This window comes from Pseudarthrobacter sulfonivorans (genome assembly GCF_014712225.1).
GTDB lineage: Bacteria > Actinomycetota > Actinomycetes > Actinomycetales > Micrococcaceae > Arthrobacter > Arthrobacter sulfonivorans.
This window is the reverse complement of sequence record NZ_JACXBW010000003.1, coordinates 193,822-210,073: the sequence shown is the minus strand read 5'-3', so window position 1 is coordinate 210,073 and position 16,252 is coordinate 193,822. Positions and strand designations below refer to the sequence as shown.

At 65.4% G+C, this 16,252-nt stretch carries 13 protein-coding genes; 3 read left to right on the top strand and 10 right to left on the bottom strand.

All coding sequences use genetic code 11. The annotated features are described in order from the left end of the window. Positions 1 to 26: 26 nt before the first annotated feature. Genes ruvC through pdxT form a run of 3 tightly spaced genes read right to left on the bottom strand, consistent with a single transcriptional unit; the run spans position 27 to position 2,110 of the window. Complete coding sequence (gene ruvC, locus IAQ70_RS05380) at positions 27 to 605, bottom strand: crossover junction endodeoxyribonuclease RuvC (protein ID WP_190988278.1); 579 nt, start codon at positions 603 to 605, stop codon at positions 27 to 29. Positions 606 to 640: 35 nt separating this feature from the next. Then, positions 641 to 1,396 carry a YebC/PmpR family DNA-binding transcriptional regulator gene (locus IAQ70_RS05375; RefSeq protein ID WP_190988277.1) on the bottom strand — a complete coding sequence of 252 codons (756 nt, stop codon included), beginning with the start codon at positions 1,394 to 1,396 and terminating at the stop codon, positions 641 to 643. Positions 1,397 to 1,399: 3 nt separating this feature from the next. Next, positions 1,400 to 2,110, bottom strand: coding sequence for a pyridoxal 5'-phosphate synthase glutaminase subunit PdxT (gene pdxT / locus IAQ70_RS05370; RefSeq protein WP_190988276.1), 711 nt, complete (start codon positions 2,108 to 2,110; stop codon positions 1,400 to 1,402). A 92-nt stretch (positions 2,111 to 2,202) separates the two neighbouring features. Between pdxT and IAQ70_RS05365 the strand changes: the two genes are divergently transcribed. Both IAQ70_RS05365 and IAQ70_RS05360 read left to right on the top strand, forming a co-directional pair. Beyond that, on the top strand, positions 2,203 to 3,495 hold the full coding sequence (locus IAQ70_RS05365) for a Mur ligase family protein (RefSeq protein ID WP_190988275.1): 1,293 nt from the start codon (positions 2,203 to 2,205) through the stop codon (positions 3,493 to 3,495). Continuing rightward, the gene (locus IAQ70_RS05360; protein ID WP_190988274.1) at positions 3,492 to 4,244 is read left to right on the top strand and encodes a type 1 glutamine amidotransferase; all 753 of its coding nucleotides are present in this window, start codon (positions 3,492 to 3,494) and stop codon (positions 4,242 to 4,244) included. The genes IAQ70_RS05365 and IAQ70_RS05360 overlap by 4 nt, the downstream gene beginning before the upstream one ends. Before the next feature lie 131 nt (positions 4,245 to 4,375). Here the strand turns inward: IAQ70_RS05360 and IAQ70_RS05355 are convergent, their stop codons facing one another. After that, positions 4,376 to 5,623, bottom strand: coding sequence for a CapA family protein (locus tag IAQ70_RS05355; RefSeq protein WP_190988273.1), 1,248 nt, complete (start codon positions 5,621 to 5,623; stop codon positions 4,376 to 4,378). A gap of 83 nt (positions 5,624 to 5,706) precedes the next feature. Between IAQ70_RS05355 and IAQ70_RS05350 the strand changes: the two genes are divergently transcribed. Beyond that, positions 5,707 to 7,719 carry a M3 family metallopeptidase gene (locus tag IAQ70_RS05350; protein ID WP_190988272.1) on the top strand — a complete coding sequence of 671 codons (2,013 nt, stop codon included), beginning with the start codon at positions 5,707 to 5,709 and terminating at the stop codon, positions 7,717 to 7,719. A 135-nt stretch (positions 7,720 to 7,854) separates the two neighbouring features. On the opposite strand, the gene pdxS is transcribed toward IAQ70_RS05350, so the two are convergent. The 6 genes from pdxS to IAQ70_RS05320 all read right to left on the bottom strand — a co-directional run bounded on the left by pdxS (position 7,855) and on the right by IAQ70_RS05320 (position 16,105). Next, on the bottom strand, positions 7,855 to 8,781 hold the full coding sequence (gene pdxS / locus IAQ70_RS05345; protein WP_190988271.1) for a pyridoxal 5'-phosphate synthase lyase subunit PdxS: 927 nt from the start codon (positions 8,779 to 8,781) through the stop codon (positions 7,855 to 7,857). 141 nt (positions 8,782 to 8,922) lie between these two features. After that, on the bottom strand, positions 8,923 to 9,546 hold the full coding sequence (gene pgsA, locus IAQ70_RS05340) for a phosphatidylinositol phosphate synthase (protein ID WP_190988270.1): 624 nt from the start codon (positions 9,544 to 9,546) through the stop codon (positions 8,923 to 8,925). Beyond that, positions 9,536 to 10,123, bottom strand: coding sequence for an HIT family protein (locus IAQ70_RS05335; RefSeq protein ID WP_190988269.1), 588 nt, complete (start codon positions 10,121 to 10,123; stop codon positions 9,536 to 9,538). Before IAQ70_RS05335 ends, pgsA begins: the two co-directional genes overlap by 11 nt. 20 nt (positions 10,124 to 10,143) lie before the next feature. Next, positions 10,144 to 12,153 (bottom strand): threonine--tRNA ligase, encoded by a 2,010-nt coding sequence (thrS, locus tag IAQ70_RS05330; protein ID WP_190988268.1) that lies wholly within the window; start codon positions 12,151 to 12,153, stop codon positions 10,144 to 10,146. Between the two features lie 146 nt (positions 12,154 to 12,299). Next, positions 12,300 to 15,788 carry a DNA polymerase III subunit alpha gene (locus IAQ70_RS05325; protein WP_190988267.1) on the bottom strand — a complete coding sequence of 1,163 codons (3,489 nt, stop codon included), beginning with the start codon at positions 15,786 to 15,788 and terminating at the stop codon, positions 12,300 to 12,302. Continuing rightward, the gene (locus IAQ70_RS05320; RefSeq protein ID WP_190988266.1) at positions 15,785 to 16,105 is read right to left on the bottom strand and encodes a DUF6504 family protein; all 321 of its coding nucleotides are present in this window, start codon (positions 16,103 to 16,105) and stop codon (positions 15,785 to 15,787) included. The genes IAQ70_RS05325 and IAQ70_RS05320 overlap by 4 nt, the downstream gene beginning before the upstream one ends. Positions 16,106 to 16,252 lie beyond the last annotated feature (147 nt).

Sequence of the window (16,252 nt, the reverse complement as noted above, 5' to 3'; positions counted from 1 at the left end):
AATACCCTAGCAAGGGCCACGGACATTCAGCGTGCGCGGCGCGCCTTCGCCTCGGCCTCGGCCCAGGCGCGCTGGGCCGGCGTCAGCGACAGGCTGCCGGGGCCGGTGGTCGCCACCGCGGCCCCGCTGCCGGCCCGCCAGGCGTGGGTGATGGCCAGCGCCAGCGCATCCGCGGCGTCGGCGGGACGGGGCGGCGCATCCAGCCGGAGGATCTTGGTGACGAGCTTGGTCACCGCTTCCTTATTGGACGTGCCGCTGCCCGTGACGGCAGCTTTCACTTCCGACGGCGTGTGCAGCGCCACCGGGATCCCGCGGCGCGCCGCCGCGGCGATCACTACGCCGGACGCCTGCGCCACACCCATCACCGTGCTGACGTTCAGCTGGGAGAACACGCGTTCGACGGCGAGCACGTGCGGTTCGTAGCGGTCCAGCCAATCGTCGATGGCCAGGGCAATGACCAGCAGGCGCTGGTCCAGGGTTTCGTCCGGGGACGTGCCCACCACGCCGACGGCCACCATCGTGGCGCGCCTGTTCCGCTCGACGTCCACCACCCCGATGCCGCAGCGCGTGAGGCCCGGGTCAACGCCCAATACGCGCAGTGTCACGCTCCAACGTCCGCCCTAGGCCGCAAAGCGGTGGTTCACTCAGATTCCAGGGCGGCCTGGACTTCGTCGCTAAGGTCGGCGTTGCTGTAGACGTTCTGGACGTCGTCGAGCTCTTCCAGTGCGTCAACCAGCTTCATGAACTTCTTGGCGGCTTCCAGGTCGAGCGGCACCACCATCGAGGGAACGAACTCCGCTTCATCGGTGTCGTACTCGATTTCGGCCGCTTTGAGGGCGTCGCGGACAGCCTGGAGGTCCGTCGGTTCCGAGTGGATTTCGAAGGTGTCGCCGTTGTCCTTGACTTCCTCGGCACCCGCGTCGAGGACTGCCATCAGGACGTCGTCCTCCGTAAGTTCCTTCTTGGGCAGCGAGACCACGCCCTTGCGGCTGAAGAGGTAGCTGACCGAACCGGGATCGGCGATGGTGCCGCCGTTGCGGGAAATCGCCAGACGGACCTCGGAGGCCGCACGGTTCTTGTTGTCGGTCAGGCACTCGATCAGCAGCGCGGAGCCTTGCGGGCCGCGGCATTCGTACATGATCTCGGTGTAGTCAACCACTTCACCGGTCAGGCCGGCGCCGCGCTTGATGGCGCGGTCAATGTTGTCGGCGGGGACCGAGGTCTTTTTGGCCTTGGTGACGGCCAGTTCCAGTCCCGGGTTGCCCTGAAGGTCCGGTCCGCCCATGCGGGCAGCAACTTCGATGTTCTTGATCAGCTTGGCGAACGATTTGGCACGGCGGCTATCAAGGATGGCCTTTTTGTGCTTGGTTGTTGCCCATTTGGAGTGGCCTGACATGCTTTACGCGTCTCCTCTGATCATCCGGATAAAAAGTTCATGTACGCGTTTCTCCCCAGTCACTTCCGGGTGGAAGGAGGTGGCCAGCAGGTGGCCGGAACGCACTGCAACAATTCTAGCTGTCCCGGGCAGGCTCGCCGCGTGGGACGCATGTTCAGGATCCGCCGGCTCCACCTGGGCGAGTACCTCCACGCCGGCGCCGACACGCTCCACCCAGGGGCCGCGGATGAACACGGCGTGGACGGGAGCCACCCCGGATTCGGTCGCGCTGAAGTCCAGGCTCTTGAAATCCAGGTCGGTTTCGAACGATTCCCGCTGCCGGCCGAACGCGTTACGCCGCACCGTAATATCCAGGCCGCCGAAGGTCTGCTGCGGGTTGCCGGCCAAGTCGGTGGCTGGGTCGGCGATGTCGTTGGCCAGGAGGATCATGCCGGCGCAGGAACCGTAGACCGGCAGTCCGTCACGGATGCGGTCCTTCAGGGGCCCGGCCAGTTCAAAGGCGCGGGCCAGCTTGTCGATGGCTGTGGATTCGCCGCCGGGAATGATAAGCCCGTCCAGGCCATCCAGTTCCTGGGGCCTGCGGATTCCGACGCCGGCCGCACCTGATGCTTCCACGGCGCGCAGGTGTTCACGGAAGTCGCCCTGGAGCGCCAGGACGCCGATCTTCAGGCCTGCGCCCACGCGTGCGGAAGCGGCAGAAAGGGGGTTTGTCATCCATTCAGCATAATGTGCCCCCGGCGCCGGACCGTGCGGGCGGCCCCGCTCCGGGCAGGGTTCCATGCCGTTGCTGGGATATATTACAGAGCATGCTTTACATCAGCGTTCCGCTCGGCAAGCTCGTCCGCCGGGTGTCCCGGCTCAGGGGTGGCGGGTCCGCCCTGCCCGGGCTGGTGGTCGAAAAGATCGACCCCGGCTTTATGCAGCGGACACTCGCCACGCTCCCCCACGGTGTGGCCGTGGTGAGCGGAACCAACGGCAAAACCACCACCACCAAGATGGTGGTTGAGCTCCTCGAAAGCCAGGGCCTGAAGGTCTTCACCAACCGCACCGGCAGCAACTTCACCCGCGGCGTGGCGGCCGCCCTGCTCGGCGAGGTGGACTGGCGCGGCAGGCTCAGGGCCGACGTCGCCGTCCTGGAACTCGACGAAGCCCACGCAGTCCATTTCGTCAACCGTGTCCCGCCCCGCTACAGCCTCCTGCTCAACGTCCTGCGGGACCAGCTGGACCGGTTCGGCGAGATCGACAAAACGGCCCAGCTCCTGCACCACATCGCGGCGAAAACCACCGGCACGGTGGTCCTCAACCGCGAGGACCCCCGCGTTGCCCGCATCGCGGACACCCTCACCGGGCAGGACGTCCAGTACTTCGGGCTGGACGATTCCCTCCTCAGCACCTTCCCCAACGACGACGACATGCGCGCAGCGCCCGGCAGCCCCGCCCCCGCGGCGCTCCCCCACAAGCCGGCGGCCGACGTCGTACTCCGCAAGGTAGGACCGGACACCGCGGATTTTGAGTACGACGGCGTCACCGTCACCACCGCGATGAAGCTCCGCGGCGTCTACAACATCTTCAATGCCGCGGCCGCGCTGGCACTTGCGCGCAGCATCTGCGGCGGGGGTGCGGCGACGGCCGACCACGCGACGCTGCTGACCGCCCTGTCCCAGGTCGAGCCGGCCTTCGGCCGCGGCGAAAGCCTCACCGTTGACGGCCAGCCCCTGGACCTCGTGCTGGTCAAGAACCCCAGCGGTTTCCGGCTCGGGCTGAAGTCCTTCCCGGCCGCCGGTTACGCAACCATGATCGCCATCAACGACAACTACGCCGACGGCAGGGACATGTCCTGGCTCTGGGACGTGGAATTTGATTCCCTCCGCGACGGCGGCGTGGACCAGTTGACCGGGTCGCGGGCGTACGACATGGCGCTGCGGCTGCAGTACGACGAGGTTCGGATCGGCGCGGTCCAGCCAGACATCGCCCCAGCCCTGGCCGCCTTCATCCGCGAGGGCAGCGGCAAGCCGAAACGGATTTTCTGCACCTACACAGCCATGCTGGCCATCCGCCGGGAGCTGTCCAAAATCACCACAGTGGAGGTGGTCTCATGACCGCTGAATCGGCCGGAGCCGTGTCGGGCAGCAAGGGCACCATCCGCGTCCTGCAGCTGTATCCGCGGGACATGAACATCTACGGTGACTGGGGCAACGCCCTGGTCCTGAAGCAGCGGATCAGCTGGCACGGTTATACGCCGGAGCTGCTCGAGTACAACGTGGGCGACGAATTCCCCGCCGACGTGGACCTGATCGTGGGCGGCGGCGGGCAGGACAGCGGGCAACTGGTCATTCAGGACGACCTTCAGTCACGCGCCGGCCTCCTGAAGGAACTGGCAGAGGACGGCGCGCCCATGCTGGCAATCTGCGGGCTTTACCAACTGTTTGGCCGCTTTTTCAAGACCCACCTGGGCACAGTCATTCCCGGAATCGGCATCCTGGACGTGGAAACCCGGGGCACGGACGAGCGCCTGATCGGCAACGTCAAGGTGGCCACGGAGGAGTTCGGCGAGATCCTGGGCTACGAGAACCACAGCGGGCAAACCACGCTGGGCCCCGGCGTCCGGCCGCTGGGGACCACGGCAAAAGGAACCGGCAACAACAGCAGCGACGGCCATGAGGGGGCGCGCTACAAGAATGTGGTGGCCAGCTACCTGCACGGTTCGCTGCTGCCGAAGAATCCCGCCATCGCCGACTTTCTCATCCGGACGGCCGCGGAGCGCAAGTTTGGGACATTTGAGCCGGGCGCCCCGGATGACCGGTTCGCCGTGCTGGCACGCGAGCACGCTGCCCGCCGCCCGCGCTGACGGGCCGCCCCCCTCCGGCGGTCAAACCTGCCACAGGCCACTGACCGCTGCCGGCATACCCGGCTGCACCACGTCCGGCAGCGGCTTGCCCGGTGGGCGCGTAAGCACGGCTAAGTCTGCGCCGGACACGGCTACGGTTCCTTGGTGATCAAGAGTTCGTGGGCGCCTGCGGCCGCGGATCCCAGGGACTCCACGACGGCGGCGGTCCGCTGTCTGGTGGCCGCGTCGGCTTCCGCGGTTGCGCAGACCCCTTGGGGGGCGTCCGATGCGACCGAGCACCACCGGTAGGGATCACGGACAATCACCGACGGCGCCCAGGCGAGGTCCGACGCCGTCCAGTTGCCGGCCGCGTCCTGGCTGAACTGCGCGCGGACCAGCAGCCCCTCGTTGTTCACCACGTACCAGGGCGACAGTTCAGTGACGCCGTTGCCCAGACCGTAGACGATCCAGGTGCCCTTGTAGTTTTCGATCGGCAGCACGGAATGCGTGTGGTGGCCGTAGATCATGCTGAATTGGCCGCTGTCCACCAGGGCGTGGGCCACTTCCTGCTGCTGGGCGTTCGCCTCGCTGGCATATTCCTCCCCCGCGTGCATGGCACCCAGGACGATGTCCGCGCCAAGGGCCCTGGCTTTGACGGCCTTGGCAATCATGGTGGGCGCATCGAGCATGTCCACCTGCCAGCCGTATTCTGCTGACAGGCCGTTGAGGCCGTAGGTTCCTTCAATGACGGCGATTTTTGCGGCCTTCGTCTGCATCATCAGGATTCCCTGCGACTCGGCCTCCGTCCGGTAGGAACCCGTGTGCTTGAGGCCTGCCGCGTCCAGTGCATCCAGGGTGCGCAGCAGTCCGTCAGTGCTGCGGTCGATCGTGTGGTTGCTGGCGGTGGTGCAGGCCTGGTAGCCCACGTTCTTGGACGCTGCAATGATCTGCGGCGGGACGTTGAACGACGGGTAGGCCGAAAATGGTCCGTCCGGCCCCGCGACCGGTGTTTCCTGATGGCAGATGGCGAGATCGCTGTTCCGGATGTACCGGCGCTGGCCTTCCAGGAGTGGCACAAAGTCGAGGCCGGGCGTTCCTGCCGCCGCGGCGTCGTCGCGGGCCTGCTGCCAGAGCTGGGCGTGGACCAGCATGTCGCCGGTGACCAGGACGGATGTGCACCGCAGCGTCGGACACGCAGGCCCCGCGCCCGGGGTGGGGATGGGGGTGGGCGTGGGGGCCGCCGTCGGGCTCTGCACTTCTGACGCCGCGCCCGACACTCCGGTGGCGGACGGCCGGCCTTGTTCCGCAATCAGGCCGCACGCAGTGAGCACCGCCGCCAGGGTGAAAGCCCCGATGGCTGCCCCGATTCGGCGCGCCGCACTGCCGTGTGTGTTCCCCATAAGCGCCATTGTAGGTTCGGCCGCCCCCTAAAGCCGGAAGGCCGCGCATTGAGAAGGCCGGGCCGGTGTGAAAGGTTAGCGGGATGACGAATCCCCTCCTCAGCCCCAGCGCCCTGCCCTACGGGCTGCCGCCGTTTGCCGACATCGGACCCTCCGAATACGCCGAGGCCGTGGCCGCGGGCCTTGCGGAACATCTGGCCGAAATCCAGGCGATCGTGGACAGCCCTGCGGCTGCGACGTTCGAGAACACGGCCGTCGCCATGGAGCGGGCCGGCCAACTGCTCCAGCGGGCGGCTGCGTCTTTCTTCACCCTCGTCTCGGCCGACGCGTCGGCGGAAATCCTTGACCTTGAGACCGAACTTTCACCTCGCTTTTCCGCCCACCAGGACGAGGTCTACCTCAACCGTTCGCTGTTCGACCGGTTCATGGCAATCGACACCTCCGGACTCGGCCCTGAGTCTGTCCGGCTCGTGGCGGAGTACCTGAAGGAGTTCCGCCAATCCGGGATCCAGCTTGATAAGCCCGGGCAGGACAGGCTGAGGGGAATCAATGCCGAACTGTCCAAACTTGGCACGGAGTTCGGGCAGCGTGTCAAGGAGGGCATGAAGTCGGCGGCTGTGTTGTTGGACAGCGCAGAGGAGCTGGCCGGCCTGCCGGCGGACGATATCGCCAGCGCCGCCGAGGCTGCCCGCACCGCCGGCCACGACGGCAAATTTCTGCTGACACTGATCCAGCCCAGCAACCAGCCCGCTATGGCTGCCCTCGAAAACCGTAACGTCCGCCGTCGGCTGTTCGAGGCCTCCACAGGCCGGGGCAGCGACGGCGGCAGCCTGGACGTCCTGGACCTGGTCACCTCAATGGCTCGGCTTCGCGCTGAAAAAGCCGCACTGCTTGGTTTCGCGAACTACGCCGAACTCGTGGTGGACCGCCAAACGGCCCCCGATTTTGAGGCGGTGCGGTCGATGCTGAACAGGCTGGCGCCGGCGGCAGTCCGCAATGCGGACGCCGAGGCTGGCGCCCTGGCCGGGATTGCCGGGCATCCGCTGGAGGCCTGGGACTGGGCGTTCTACTCTGCCAAAGTGCGCCGGGAAAAGTATGCAGTGGACGAGCAGGCGCTCCGCCCCTATTTCGAGCTGGACCGCGTTCTCCGGGACGGCGTCTTCTTCGCTGCCACGTCCCTCTACGGCATCACCTTCCACGAACGCGCTGACCTGGCCGGTTACCACCCGGACGTCCGTGTCTGGGAAGTCCGAAACCCGGACGGAACGGGACTCGGACTGTTCCTGGGCGACTACTACACGCGCGAGTCCAAGCGGGGCGGGGCATGGATGAACTCGCTCGTGGACCAGTCAGAACTGCACGGCACCCGGCCCGTGGTGATCAACAACCTCAACATCTCCAAACCGCCGGCAGGCGAACCCACACTCCTGACGCTGGACGAGCTTCGCACCACGTTCCACGAGTTCGGACACGCCCTCCACGGCTTGTTTTCCAACGTGACGTATCCGCGGTTTTCCGGGACTGCGGTCCCCCGGGACTTTGTGGAATACCCGTCGCAGGTCAACGAGATGTGGATCCTCTGGCCCGACGTGCTGGCCAATTATGCCCGTCACCACACAACGGGCGAGCCCCTCCCGCAGGACGTCGTGGACCGGCTTAATGAGGCGCGGATGTGGGGCGAGGGCTTCGCGACCACCGAGTACCTGGGAGCCGCGCTGCTTGACCTGGCCTGGCACGTGCTGGAGGAAGCCGGAATCCCGGACGACGCGCTGGCCTTCGAGGCCAAATCACTGGCCGCAGCAGGGGTGGCCCATGCCCTGATTCCGCCGCGCTACCGCACCGGCTACTTCCAGCACATCTTCGCGGGCGACGGGTACGCGGCCGGCTACTATTCCTACATTTGGAGTGAGGTCCTGGATGCTGAAACCGTTGACTGGTTCACCGAAAACGGTGGCCTGAACCGGACCAACGGCGAACGGTTCCGCAACGAACTGCTGTCCCGCGGCAACAGCCGGGACCCGCTGGACTCCTTCCGCACCCTCCGAGGACGCGACGCCAGGCTCGAGCCGCTGCTGAAGCGCCGCGGCCTCGACTAAATCCGCATCGATTGCTCCGTAACGGCCGTTTAGGGGGCCCAAAAGGGCGGTTACGGAGCAATCGATGAGAAAGAACGACGGCGGGTGGTCACCTTCGAAAAGGTGACCACCCGCCGTCGTACTTCTTTAAAGTTACTACCAGCCGCGCTCGGCGAGGCGGTGCGGCTGCGGGATCTCTTCCACGTTGATGCCCACCATTGCTTCGCCCAGGCCGCGGGAGGCCTTGGCGATGACATCGGGGTCATCGAAGAACGTGGTGGCCTTGACTACGGCAGCGGCACGCTGGGCCGGGTTGCCCGACTTGAAGATGCCGGAGCCGACGAAGACGCCGTCGGCGCCGAGCTGCATCATCATGGCGGCGTCGGCCGGGGTGGCGATGCCGCCCGCGGTGAACAGCACCACGGGGAGCTTGCCGGCGGCAGCAACTTCCTTGACCAGTTCGTACGGGGCCTGCAGTTCCTTGGCCGCGACGTAGAGTTCGTCCTCGGGCAGGGCCGCGAGCTTGGCGATCTCGGCGCGGATCTGGCGCATGTGGCCGGTCGCGTTGGAGACGTCGCCGGTGCCGGCCTCGCCCTTGGAGCGGATCATCGCCGCGCCCTCGTTGATGCGGCGCAGCGCCTCACCGAGGTTGGTGGCGCCACAGACGAAGGGAACCTTGAAGTTCCACTTGTCGATGTGGTGGACGTAGTCGGCCGGGGTCAGGACCTCGGACTCGTCAATGTAGTCCACGCCCAACGACTGCAGGACCTGGGCTTCGACGAAGTGGCCGATCCGGGCCTTGGCCATGACCGGCACGGACACGGCGTCGATGATTTTGTCGATCATGTCCGGATCGGACATGCGGGACACGCCGCCCTGGGCACGGATATCAGCCGGGACACGTTCCAGCGCCATCACTGCAACGGCACCGGCGTCTTCGGCGATGCGGGCCTGTTCAACGTTGACGACGTCCATGATGACGCCGCCCTTGAGCATCTCAGCCATGCCCCGCTTGACGCGGTTGCTGCCCGTGACGCTGTTCGCGGACGAACCGGCTTCGCTGCTTACATCAGGTGTAGACACAAAAACCCCTATGGGTAGATAGATGATCTTCGCCGGACGTGAGGGCGGCAAGAAGCCGGAAGTACACGCACCGGGTTGCCGGATCCATTGACCGGGCAGTGATAATACTAGTCCCCCGGCGGGCGGCGGGCTTAATCAGGCTTAATCCGTAGCCGCGGACTCCGCAAAAGCCTGGCGGTGGACGGTGGCTATGCGCTGGCAAATGGTAATGAGGCTGGCCACGCCCAGCAGTCCGAGCGTCACCAGCAGAACCACCGGTGGCAGCCCCAGGCCCGTGAATCCGGTGACCACCAGAACCGACACCAGTCTCTCGGCACGCTCGGCGATGCCGACATTTGCCGTGAAGCCGAGGGATTCGGCCTTGGACCGCGCATACGAGACCACCATGCCCAGAACGAGGCAGACCATGGCCGCCACGGCAATCGCGTAATCTGCTCCTCCGGTGAAGAACCAGATGGCCACGCCCGCAAACAGGGCGCCGTCGGCGATCCGGTCCAGCGTGGAGTCCAGGAAGTTGCCCCACCGGCCGCCGGTGTCCCGCATGCGGGCCATAATGCCGTCGAGCACATCCGAGAAGATGAATGTGGTAATGAACAGGGTGCCCCACCAAAGCTGGCCCAGCGGGTAGAAGACCAGGGCTCCCACCACCACGCCGGCGGTGCCGATGACCGTCACCGCGTCAGGGGAAACACCGATTTTCAGGAGCCAGCGGGCAAGCGGGGTGAACAGCGCGGTAAAAAAGCCGCGCGCGTGCCTATTCAGCATCCGTCTCCCCTGGCCAGGCCTCGGCAACCATTTGGCGGACCTCGTCGAGGGTCTGCGTAATCGCCTTGGTCTGGGCAATGATCGGGAAGAAGTTCCCGTCACCGCCCCACCGCGGAACAATGTGCTGGTGCAGGTGGGCTGCGATGCCGGCGCCACCCACCACGCCCTGGTTCATGCCCAGGTTAAAGCCGCCCGGGTTGGCCACTTTGCGCAGAACCCTCATGGCTGACTGGCTGATCTCGGCGAACTCCGCCGTCTCCTCCGTCGTGAGGTCCGTGTAGTCCGGGACATGCCGGTAGGGGCACACCAGGAGATGGCCCGGGTTGTAGGGAAACAGGTTCAGGACCACATAACAGGTCTTCCCCCGGTGGACGATGAGGGCATCCTCGTCGGTCCGGCTCGGACCCACACAGAAGGGGCAGTCGTTTTCGTTCTTGAACTGGTGCTGGCCGCCCTTGATGTAGGCCAGCCGGTGCGGAGTCCACAGGCGCTGGAATGCGTCCGGTACGCCGGCGAGGTCAAAGTCATCGGTCACGCCGGCATCCCCTGGATACCCTGCCCCTGTGTTCTCCTGCACCCTGTTCTGTTCCGTTTCCGCTAGCTGGTCCGGTTACGGACGGCTTCCGTGATCCGCTTGACGGCCTCGGCCACCGGCACGCCGTTGTCCTGGCTGCCGTCGCGGAACCGGAAGGACACGGCGCCGGCCTCGGCGTCGTCGCCGCCGGCGATCAGGACAAACGGGATCTTGTCCTTGCTGGCGGTGCGGATCTTCTTGGGGAACCTGTCCGACGACGTATCCACCTCGGCGCGGATGCCCGCCGCCTTGAGCTGGCCCACGACGTCGAACATGTACTCGTTGAATGTTTCGGCCACCGGGATGCCCACCACCTGGACGGGGGAAAGCCACGCCGGGAAGGCGCCGGCGTAGTGCTCGGTGAGCACGCCCATAAAACGTTCGATGGAACCGAAGAGAGCGCGGTGGATCATCACGGGCCGCTGGCGGGTGCCGTCGGCCGCCTGGAATTCCAGTTCGAAGCGTTCGGGGAGGTTGAAGTCCAGCTGGATGGTGGACATCTGCCAGGTGCGGCCCAGGGCGTCCTTCGCCTGGACGGAAATCTTCGGGCCGTAGAACGCGGCCCCGCCCGGATCCGCGACGAGTTCAAGCCCGGATTCCTCGGCCACTTCGGCAAGGGTCCTGGTGGCCTCTTCCCAGGCGGCGTCCTCGCCGACGAACTTCTCCGGATCCTTGGTGGAGAGCTCCAGGTAGAAGTCGTTCAGGCCGTAGTCCTTCAGCAGGTCAAGCACGAAGGTCAGGGTCTTGGTGAGTTCGTCCTTCATCTGCTCGCGGGTGCAGTAGATGTGGGCGTCATCCTGGGTCATGCCGCGGACGCGGGTCAGGCCGTGCACCACACCTGACTTTTCGTACCGGTAGACGGCGCCGAATTCGAACAGCCGCAGCGGCAGTTCCCGGTAAGACCGGCCCCGGGAGCGGAAGATCAGGTTGTGCATGGGGCAGTTCATCGGCTTCAGGTAGTAATCCTGGCCGGGCTTGCGGACGGTGCCGTCCTCGTTGAGCTCGGCGTCCACGTGCATGGCCGGGAACATGCCTTCCTTGTACCAGTCCAGGTGTCCCGAGACTTCGTACAGGTGGCCCTTGGTGATGTGCGGGGTGTAGACGAAGTCGTAGCCGGCATCGACGTGGCGCTGCCGGGAGTAGTCCTCCATCTCCTTGCGGATGATGCCGCCCTTGGGGTGGAACACCGGCAGGCCGGAGCCCAGTTCGTCCGGGAAGGAAAAGAGATCAAGTTCGACGCCGAGCTTGCGGTGGTCGCGCCGCTCAGCTTCGGCGATGCGTTCCTGGTAGGCCTTCAGTGCGTCCTTGGTGGGCCAGGCCGTGCCGTAGATGCGCTGGAGCTGCTGGTTCTTCTGGTTGCCCAGCCAGTACGCCGAAGAGGACCGGGTCAGGGCGAACGCGTTGGAGATGAGTTTGGTGTTGGGCAGGTGCGGGCCGCGGCAAAGGTCGCACCAGACGGTGGTTCCCTCCTTGCGCTCCACATTGTCGTAGATGGTGATGTCGCCGGCGCCGACCTCGACGTTGACGCCTTCGCCTGCTTCGGCGGCTTCATTCTTTTTACCCAGCAGTTCAAGCTTGTAGGGCTCGTTCTTCATGGCCTCGCGGGCTTCATCCTCACTGACCACGCGGCGGACGAACTTCTGGTTCTGGTTGATGATCTTCAGCATCATCTTTTCGAGGGTTTTGAGGTCCTCGGGCGTGAAGGGCTCGGCGACGTCGAAGTCGAAGTAGAAGCCGTCTGTGATGTACGGGCCGATGCCGAGCTTGGCGTCGGGGCGCAGCTGCTGCACGGCCTGGGCCATGACGTGGGCGGTGGAGTGGCGGAGCACGTTCAGGCCGTCCGGGGAATCGATGGTGACGCCCTCGATCTCGGCGCCGTCGGTCAGCTCCTGGTCCAGGTCCTTCAGCTCGCCGTTAACGCGGGCAACAACAACGTCGCGGCGCTCAAAGAAGAGTTCCGCACCGGTTGTCCCGGTAGTCACCTTGGTCTCTTCGCCATCGACGATGAGGGTGATCTGCTGGGCATCTGACACGGGTGTCTCCTATTCAAAGTTTTAGGCTTCATAGCTTGCGGCATACGGGGACCACAGCCAGCCATCGTCAATGCTATCGGTTCCGCCAGAGGCCGACCAACGGGACCCGCTGGTTCAGGCGGACCGTCCGGGCACCCGGATGGGGCTCAGCCGCCCATTCCGGTGATGGCAAGGCTTCGGCTGATCCCGTCCAGGGGATGCGGCACATCGGTGCCCTCCCGCTGGTTTTCAGGGAAGGGCAGTGTTTCCACCTTGCTCAGGTCCCAGGCCATGCTGGCGCTCAGACTGATTCCCCGTGGACCTGTCCGCCGCGTGGTGCCCCGGATGAGCAGCAACCTGGTGCCGAAGAGCAGCAGTCCCGCCTGTTCCTGGGCTTCGTGGAAGAACACGGAGTCGATGCAGCCGGTGCCGTCATCGATGCTGATGAACACCACCCGCCGCCCGCCGCGCATGGGCGGGGTCTGGGTGGCGATGCGCACCCCGGCCACCAGAACCTCTGTGCCGTTGCGCAGGCCCAGCAGCTTGTCGGCAGTGGTGACTCCCAGCCTGTCCAGCATCGGCCGGTGGCTGTCCATCAGGTGCCCGCTGACATCAATGGCCATCAGGTCAAGTTCTGCCCGGACATTGTCCACCAGGGTCGGGGCAGGAAGGCCGGGTTTAACGTTCCGCAGCTCCACATCACCAAGCGGCAAGGCCAGCTGCCCTTCCATGATGTCCAGGCCCTTCCGGGTGCCGCCTGCCGCCTGGAGTTTCTGCAGATGCTGAACGAGGTCCGCCCGGTTTGCAGCACCGCCCGACTCCCGGTGCAGGGAATCAAAGGCCCCCAGCTGTGCGAGCCTTTTGATGCTGGGCCTGCTCAGCCTGGACCGGGCCCTGAGATCAGCAAGGGAGTCGTAGGGCTGGCCGGCCACAATCCGCTTAAGCTCGGCCCCTGAGAGGCCATAGATGCCGTTGAGGCTCAGCCTGATCCCCAGCTTGCCGGCATCCGCGCCGTCCGCCACCCGTTCCACCCGGTACTCGGCCTGGCTGCGGTTGATGTCCAGGGGAAGGATGGGGATACCCAGCCGTCGGGCCTCGGCCACCAGCAGCCGCTTGGGATACATGCCGGGATCGTGTTCCCACAGCCCGGCCAGGAATGCCTCGGGATGGTGCGCTTTCAACCAGGCGGACTGATAGGTGGGCACGGCAAAGGCCGCGCCGTGAGCCTTGCAGAAACCAAAGCTTCCAAACGCTTTCAGGGTCCCCCAGACGTTGTCCACCACCTCCGGCGAATACCCCCTGATGCGCGCCTCCCTGCGGAAGAACTCCTCCACTTTCAGCTCCAGGACCTCATTGCCAAGGGCCCGGCGGAACTCATCCGCCCGCGCCAGCCCGCAGCCGGTCATCACGTCAAAGGTTTTCAGGATCTGTTCGTGGAAGACGGTGACGCCGTGTGTTTCCTGCAGCACGGGTTTCAGGTCAGGGTGCGGATAGACCTCCGGCGCGAAGCCGTGCCGGTGCTCCAGGAAAGGCCGCACCATGTCCGATTTCATGGGCCCCGGCCGGAACAGCGAAATGTCGATGATGAGGTCGTTGAACTCACGCGGGGCCATCTTGCCGATCAACTCACGCTGGCCGGGCGACTCAATCTGGAAGCAGCCCAGGGTGTGGGTGCTGCGGATCAGCTCGAAGGTGGGCTCATCATCGAGAGGGACAGCGTTGAGGTCGATGTGGCCGTTCTCAGCGATGTAATCCGGCCCGGAGCCGTCAGGCCCCGCAGGGTGGGCACCGGCCGCCACCACTTCCGCTTTGGAAGGATGGATCCGGATGACTTCCCGGATGGCGAAAGCCATCGCGCTCTGCATCCTGACCCCCAGCACATCCAGCTTGAGCATGCCCATGGGATCCATGTCGTGTTTGTCGAACTGGCTCATCGGCAGCCCCAGCCCGCTGGGCTGGACAGGCGTCCGGTCAAGCAGCGTGGCATCGCCCAGGATCACACCACAGGGGTGCATGGAAATATGGCGGGGCAGCCTGTCGAGGCGTTCGGTGAGGTCCACCAGCAGGTCAAGCTGCTGGTTTTCGGCGAAACCACGCTGTTCCACCCGCCCGGCGAATTCCCGGAGTTCAGGTTTTTCAACCAGGGCTTCACGGAATTTCCGGGCCGAAAAACGCCACAGCTGTTTGGCGATCTCACCGACGTCGTCATCGTCCATGCCCAGCGCCATGCCGGCATCCCGGACCGCGCCGCGTGCACGGTACCCGTTTTGCATACTCATCAGGGTGACCCGTTCAGCACCAAACCGGTCAAAGATTTTCCGGTACACGTTGTGCCGTTCGGCGCTTTCGACGTCGATGTCGATGTCGGGCAACGTTGCCCGGTCCCGGGACAGGAAGCGTTCGAAGATCAGGTCATGCTGCAGCGGGTCCACCTGGCTGACGTCGATCAGGTAATTGACCAGGCTGGAGGCTCCTGAACCGCGGGCGGCTGCCCGCACTCCCATGTCCAGGATCATGCGGGAAACTTCCGCCACCGTCAGGAAATAGGAGGAAAATCCGAGGTTCCGGATGATCCCCAGCTCGTGCTCCAGCCGCGAGCGCATTTCCTTGTGTGCCGGGCCTGAGATGCCAGGAAACCGCCTGCCTATCCCCGCTTCGCAACGCTGCACCAGTTCAAGGTGCGGGTCCTGGCTGATGCCGATGACCGAGGCCTCCGGTACCACGGGCTGTTTCCAGCCCATGTCACTCACCGGGTCTATCCGGCAGTAGTCGGCGAGCGCCTCAGTTTGTGCCATCAGTTGCTTGAGGTCAGCCGTGCCATACCCTGCGGCGCGGATGATTTCCTTGCCCAGCTGAAGCATCTGTTCTGCTGATTTGAGCCAGGCTTGCCCGTTGGGTTGGAGTAAAGGTTCTGCCGCAAGTTCCGGCAGGGACTTCAGTGTCCGGGCTGAGTCGAGCACGTCCGCCGTGGCGGCGCCGTCCTCGGCGCAATAACGGACAGCGTTAGTGAGGACAGCCGGGACATGGTGTTCTTCGGCGAGTTTGAGCATGCGCACTGCGTGGGCGGTGCTCAGGGGTTTGCCGGGGGTGGTGAGTTGGGAAACGACTTCCGCCACCAGGCTCCCGGCGGGCATGGCTTCCAGCCAGCGTTTGAAGAGAGTGCGGGGCCGCAGGTACCGCCGCCCGCCCATGGCCCGTCCGACGTCGGAGTCCGGTCCGATCAGGACGGTCAGGACCGGCTTGAGCGTCTGGGGGTCAAGGGTCCGGGAGGCGAGTTCGGCGCGGGTGACCGCTACTGGCACTGCTCCCCCGGCTTTACCCGAAGTGCGGGCATGGGCATCGGATACCAGCCGGCACAGTGCCCGGTAGCCGGCCCCGTTGTTGTGGCCCCGGGCGAGCACCACCACCCGGCCGGCGAGCTGGGTGCGGTGGTCGCCGTCGTCGTCGAAGACCGCGAGGTCCACTCCCACAAGGGGATCGATGCCCGCCGCCATGCATGCTTTGAGGTGTTTGATGGTGCCGTACAGGCCGTCGCGGTCCGTGCACGCGAGCGCTGACGCGCCGTCCGCCGCGGCAACCTGGGCGAGCTCCTCGGGCCAGGAAACCCCGTAGTGCGCGCTGAAGGCGGTGGAAACGTGGAGGTGGGTGAAGCTCATGCTGTTCGGGGCTGGAGGGCGTCGTGGATCCGCACCAGCCGCCAGCGGCCGCTGCCGAGATGCCGGGAAAGGTCAAGGGTGAGCGGCTCCCCGGCATCCTGCGGGTCCAACCGGACCTGGACCCGCCAGATCTCGTGGTCCACCAGGCCTGGGCCGCTGCCCAGGGGTGCCCGGCGCTCCTCAGCCCACCATTGCCGGCGCTCGTACCACCGGACAGGTTCAGCACACACCGTGTAATGCTGCCCGGCCCACCGGAGTTTCAGCGGCTGGCCGGAAGCGGCGCAGTCGACGTCCACGGACTCGCTGAACATGCCCATGGGCGCCTCCCGAACTGAATTGGGCTGATGCGAGATGCTGACGCAAAAGCGGATTGTTCGAATACATGTTCGAATAAATCCAGTCTACGACGGTGCCCCGGCAAAACCTAGACAGGGGTGGACGGACGGCCAGCAGGAGGGCAGGAT

What these genes read in the sequence shown, in the direction of transcription:
- IAQ70_RS05375 (WP_190988277.1), bottom strand. Translation starts at nt 1,396, where the DNA reads ATGTCAGGCCACTCCAAATGGGCAACAACCAAGCACAAAAAGGCCATC.
- IAQ70_RS05365 (WP_190988275.1), top strand. Translation starts at nt 2,203, where the DNA reads ATGCTTTACATCAGCGTTCCGCTCGGCAAGCTCGTCCGCCGGGTGTCC.
- pgsA (WP_190988270.1), bottom strand. Translation starts at nt 9,546, where the DNA reads ATGCTGAATAGGCACGCGCGCGGCTTTTTTACCGCGCTGTTCACCCCG.
- IAQ70_RS05355 (WP_190988273.1), bottom strand. Translation starts at nt 5,623, where the DNA reads ATGGGGAACACACACGGCAGTGCGGCGCGCCGAATCGGGGCAGCCATC.
- IAQ70_RS05320 (WP_190988266.1), bottom strand. Translation starts at nt 16,105, where the DNA reads ATGGGCATGTTCAGCGAGTCCGTGGACGTCGACTGCGCCGCTTCCGGC.
- pdxT (WP_190988276.1), bottom strand. Translation starts at nt 2,110, where the DNA reads ATGACAAACCCCCTTTCTGCCGCTTCCGCACGCGTGGGCGCAGGCCTG.
- IAQ70_RS05360 (WP_190988274.1), top strand. Translation starts at nt 3,492, where the DNA reads ATGACCGCTGAATCGGCCGGAGCCGTGTCGGGCAGCAAGGGCACCATC.
- IAQ70_RS05325 (WP_190988267.1), bottom strand. Translation starts at nt 15,788, where the DNA reads ATGAGCTTCACCCACCTCCACGTTTCCACCGCCTTCAGCGCGCACTAC.
- IAQ70_RS05350 (WP_190988272.1), top strand. Translation starts at nt 5,707, where the DNA reads ATGACGAATCCCCTCCTCAGCCCCAGCGCCCTGCCCTACGGGCTGCCG.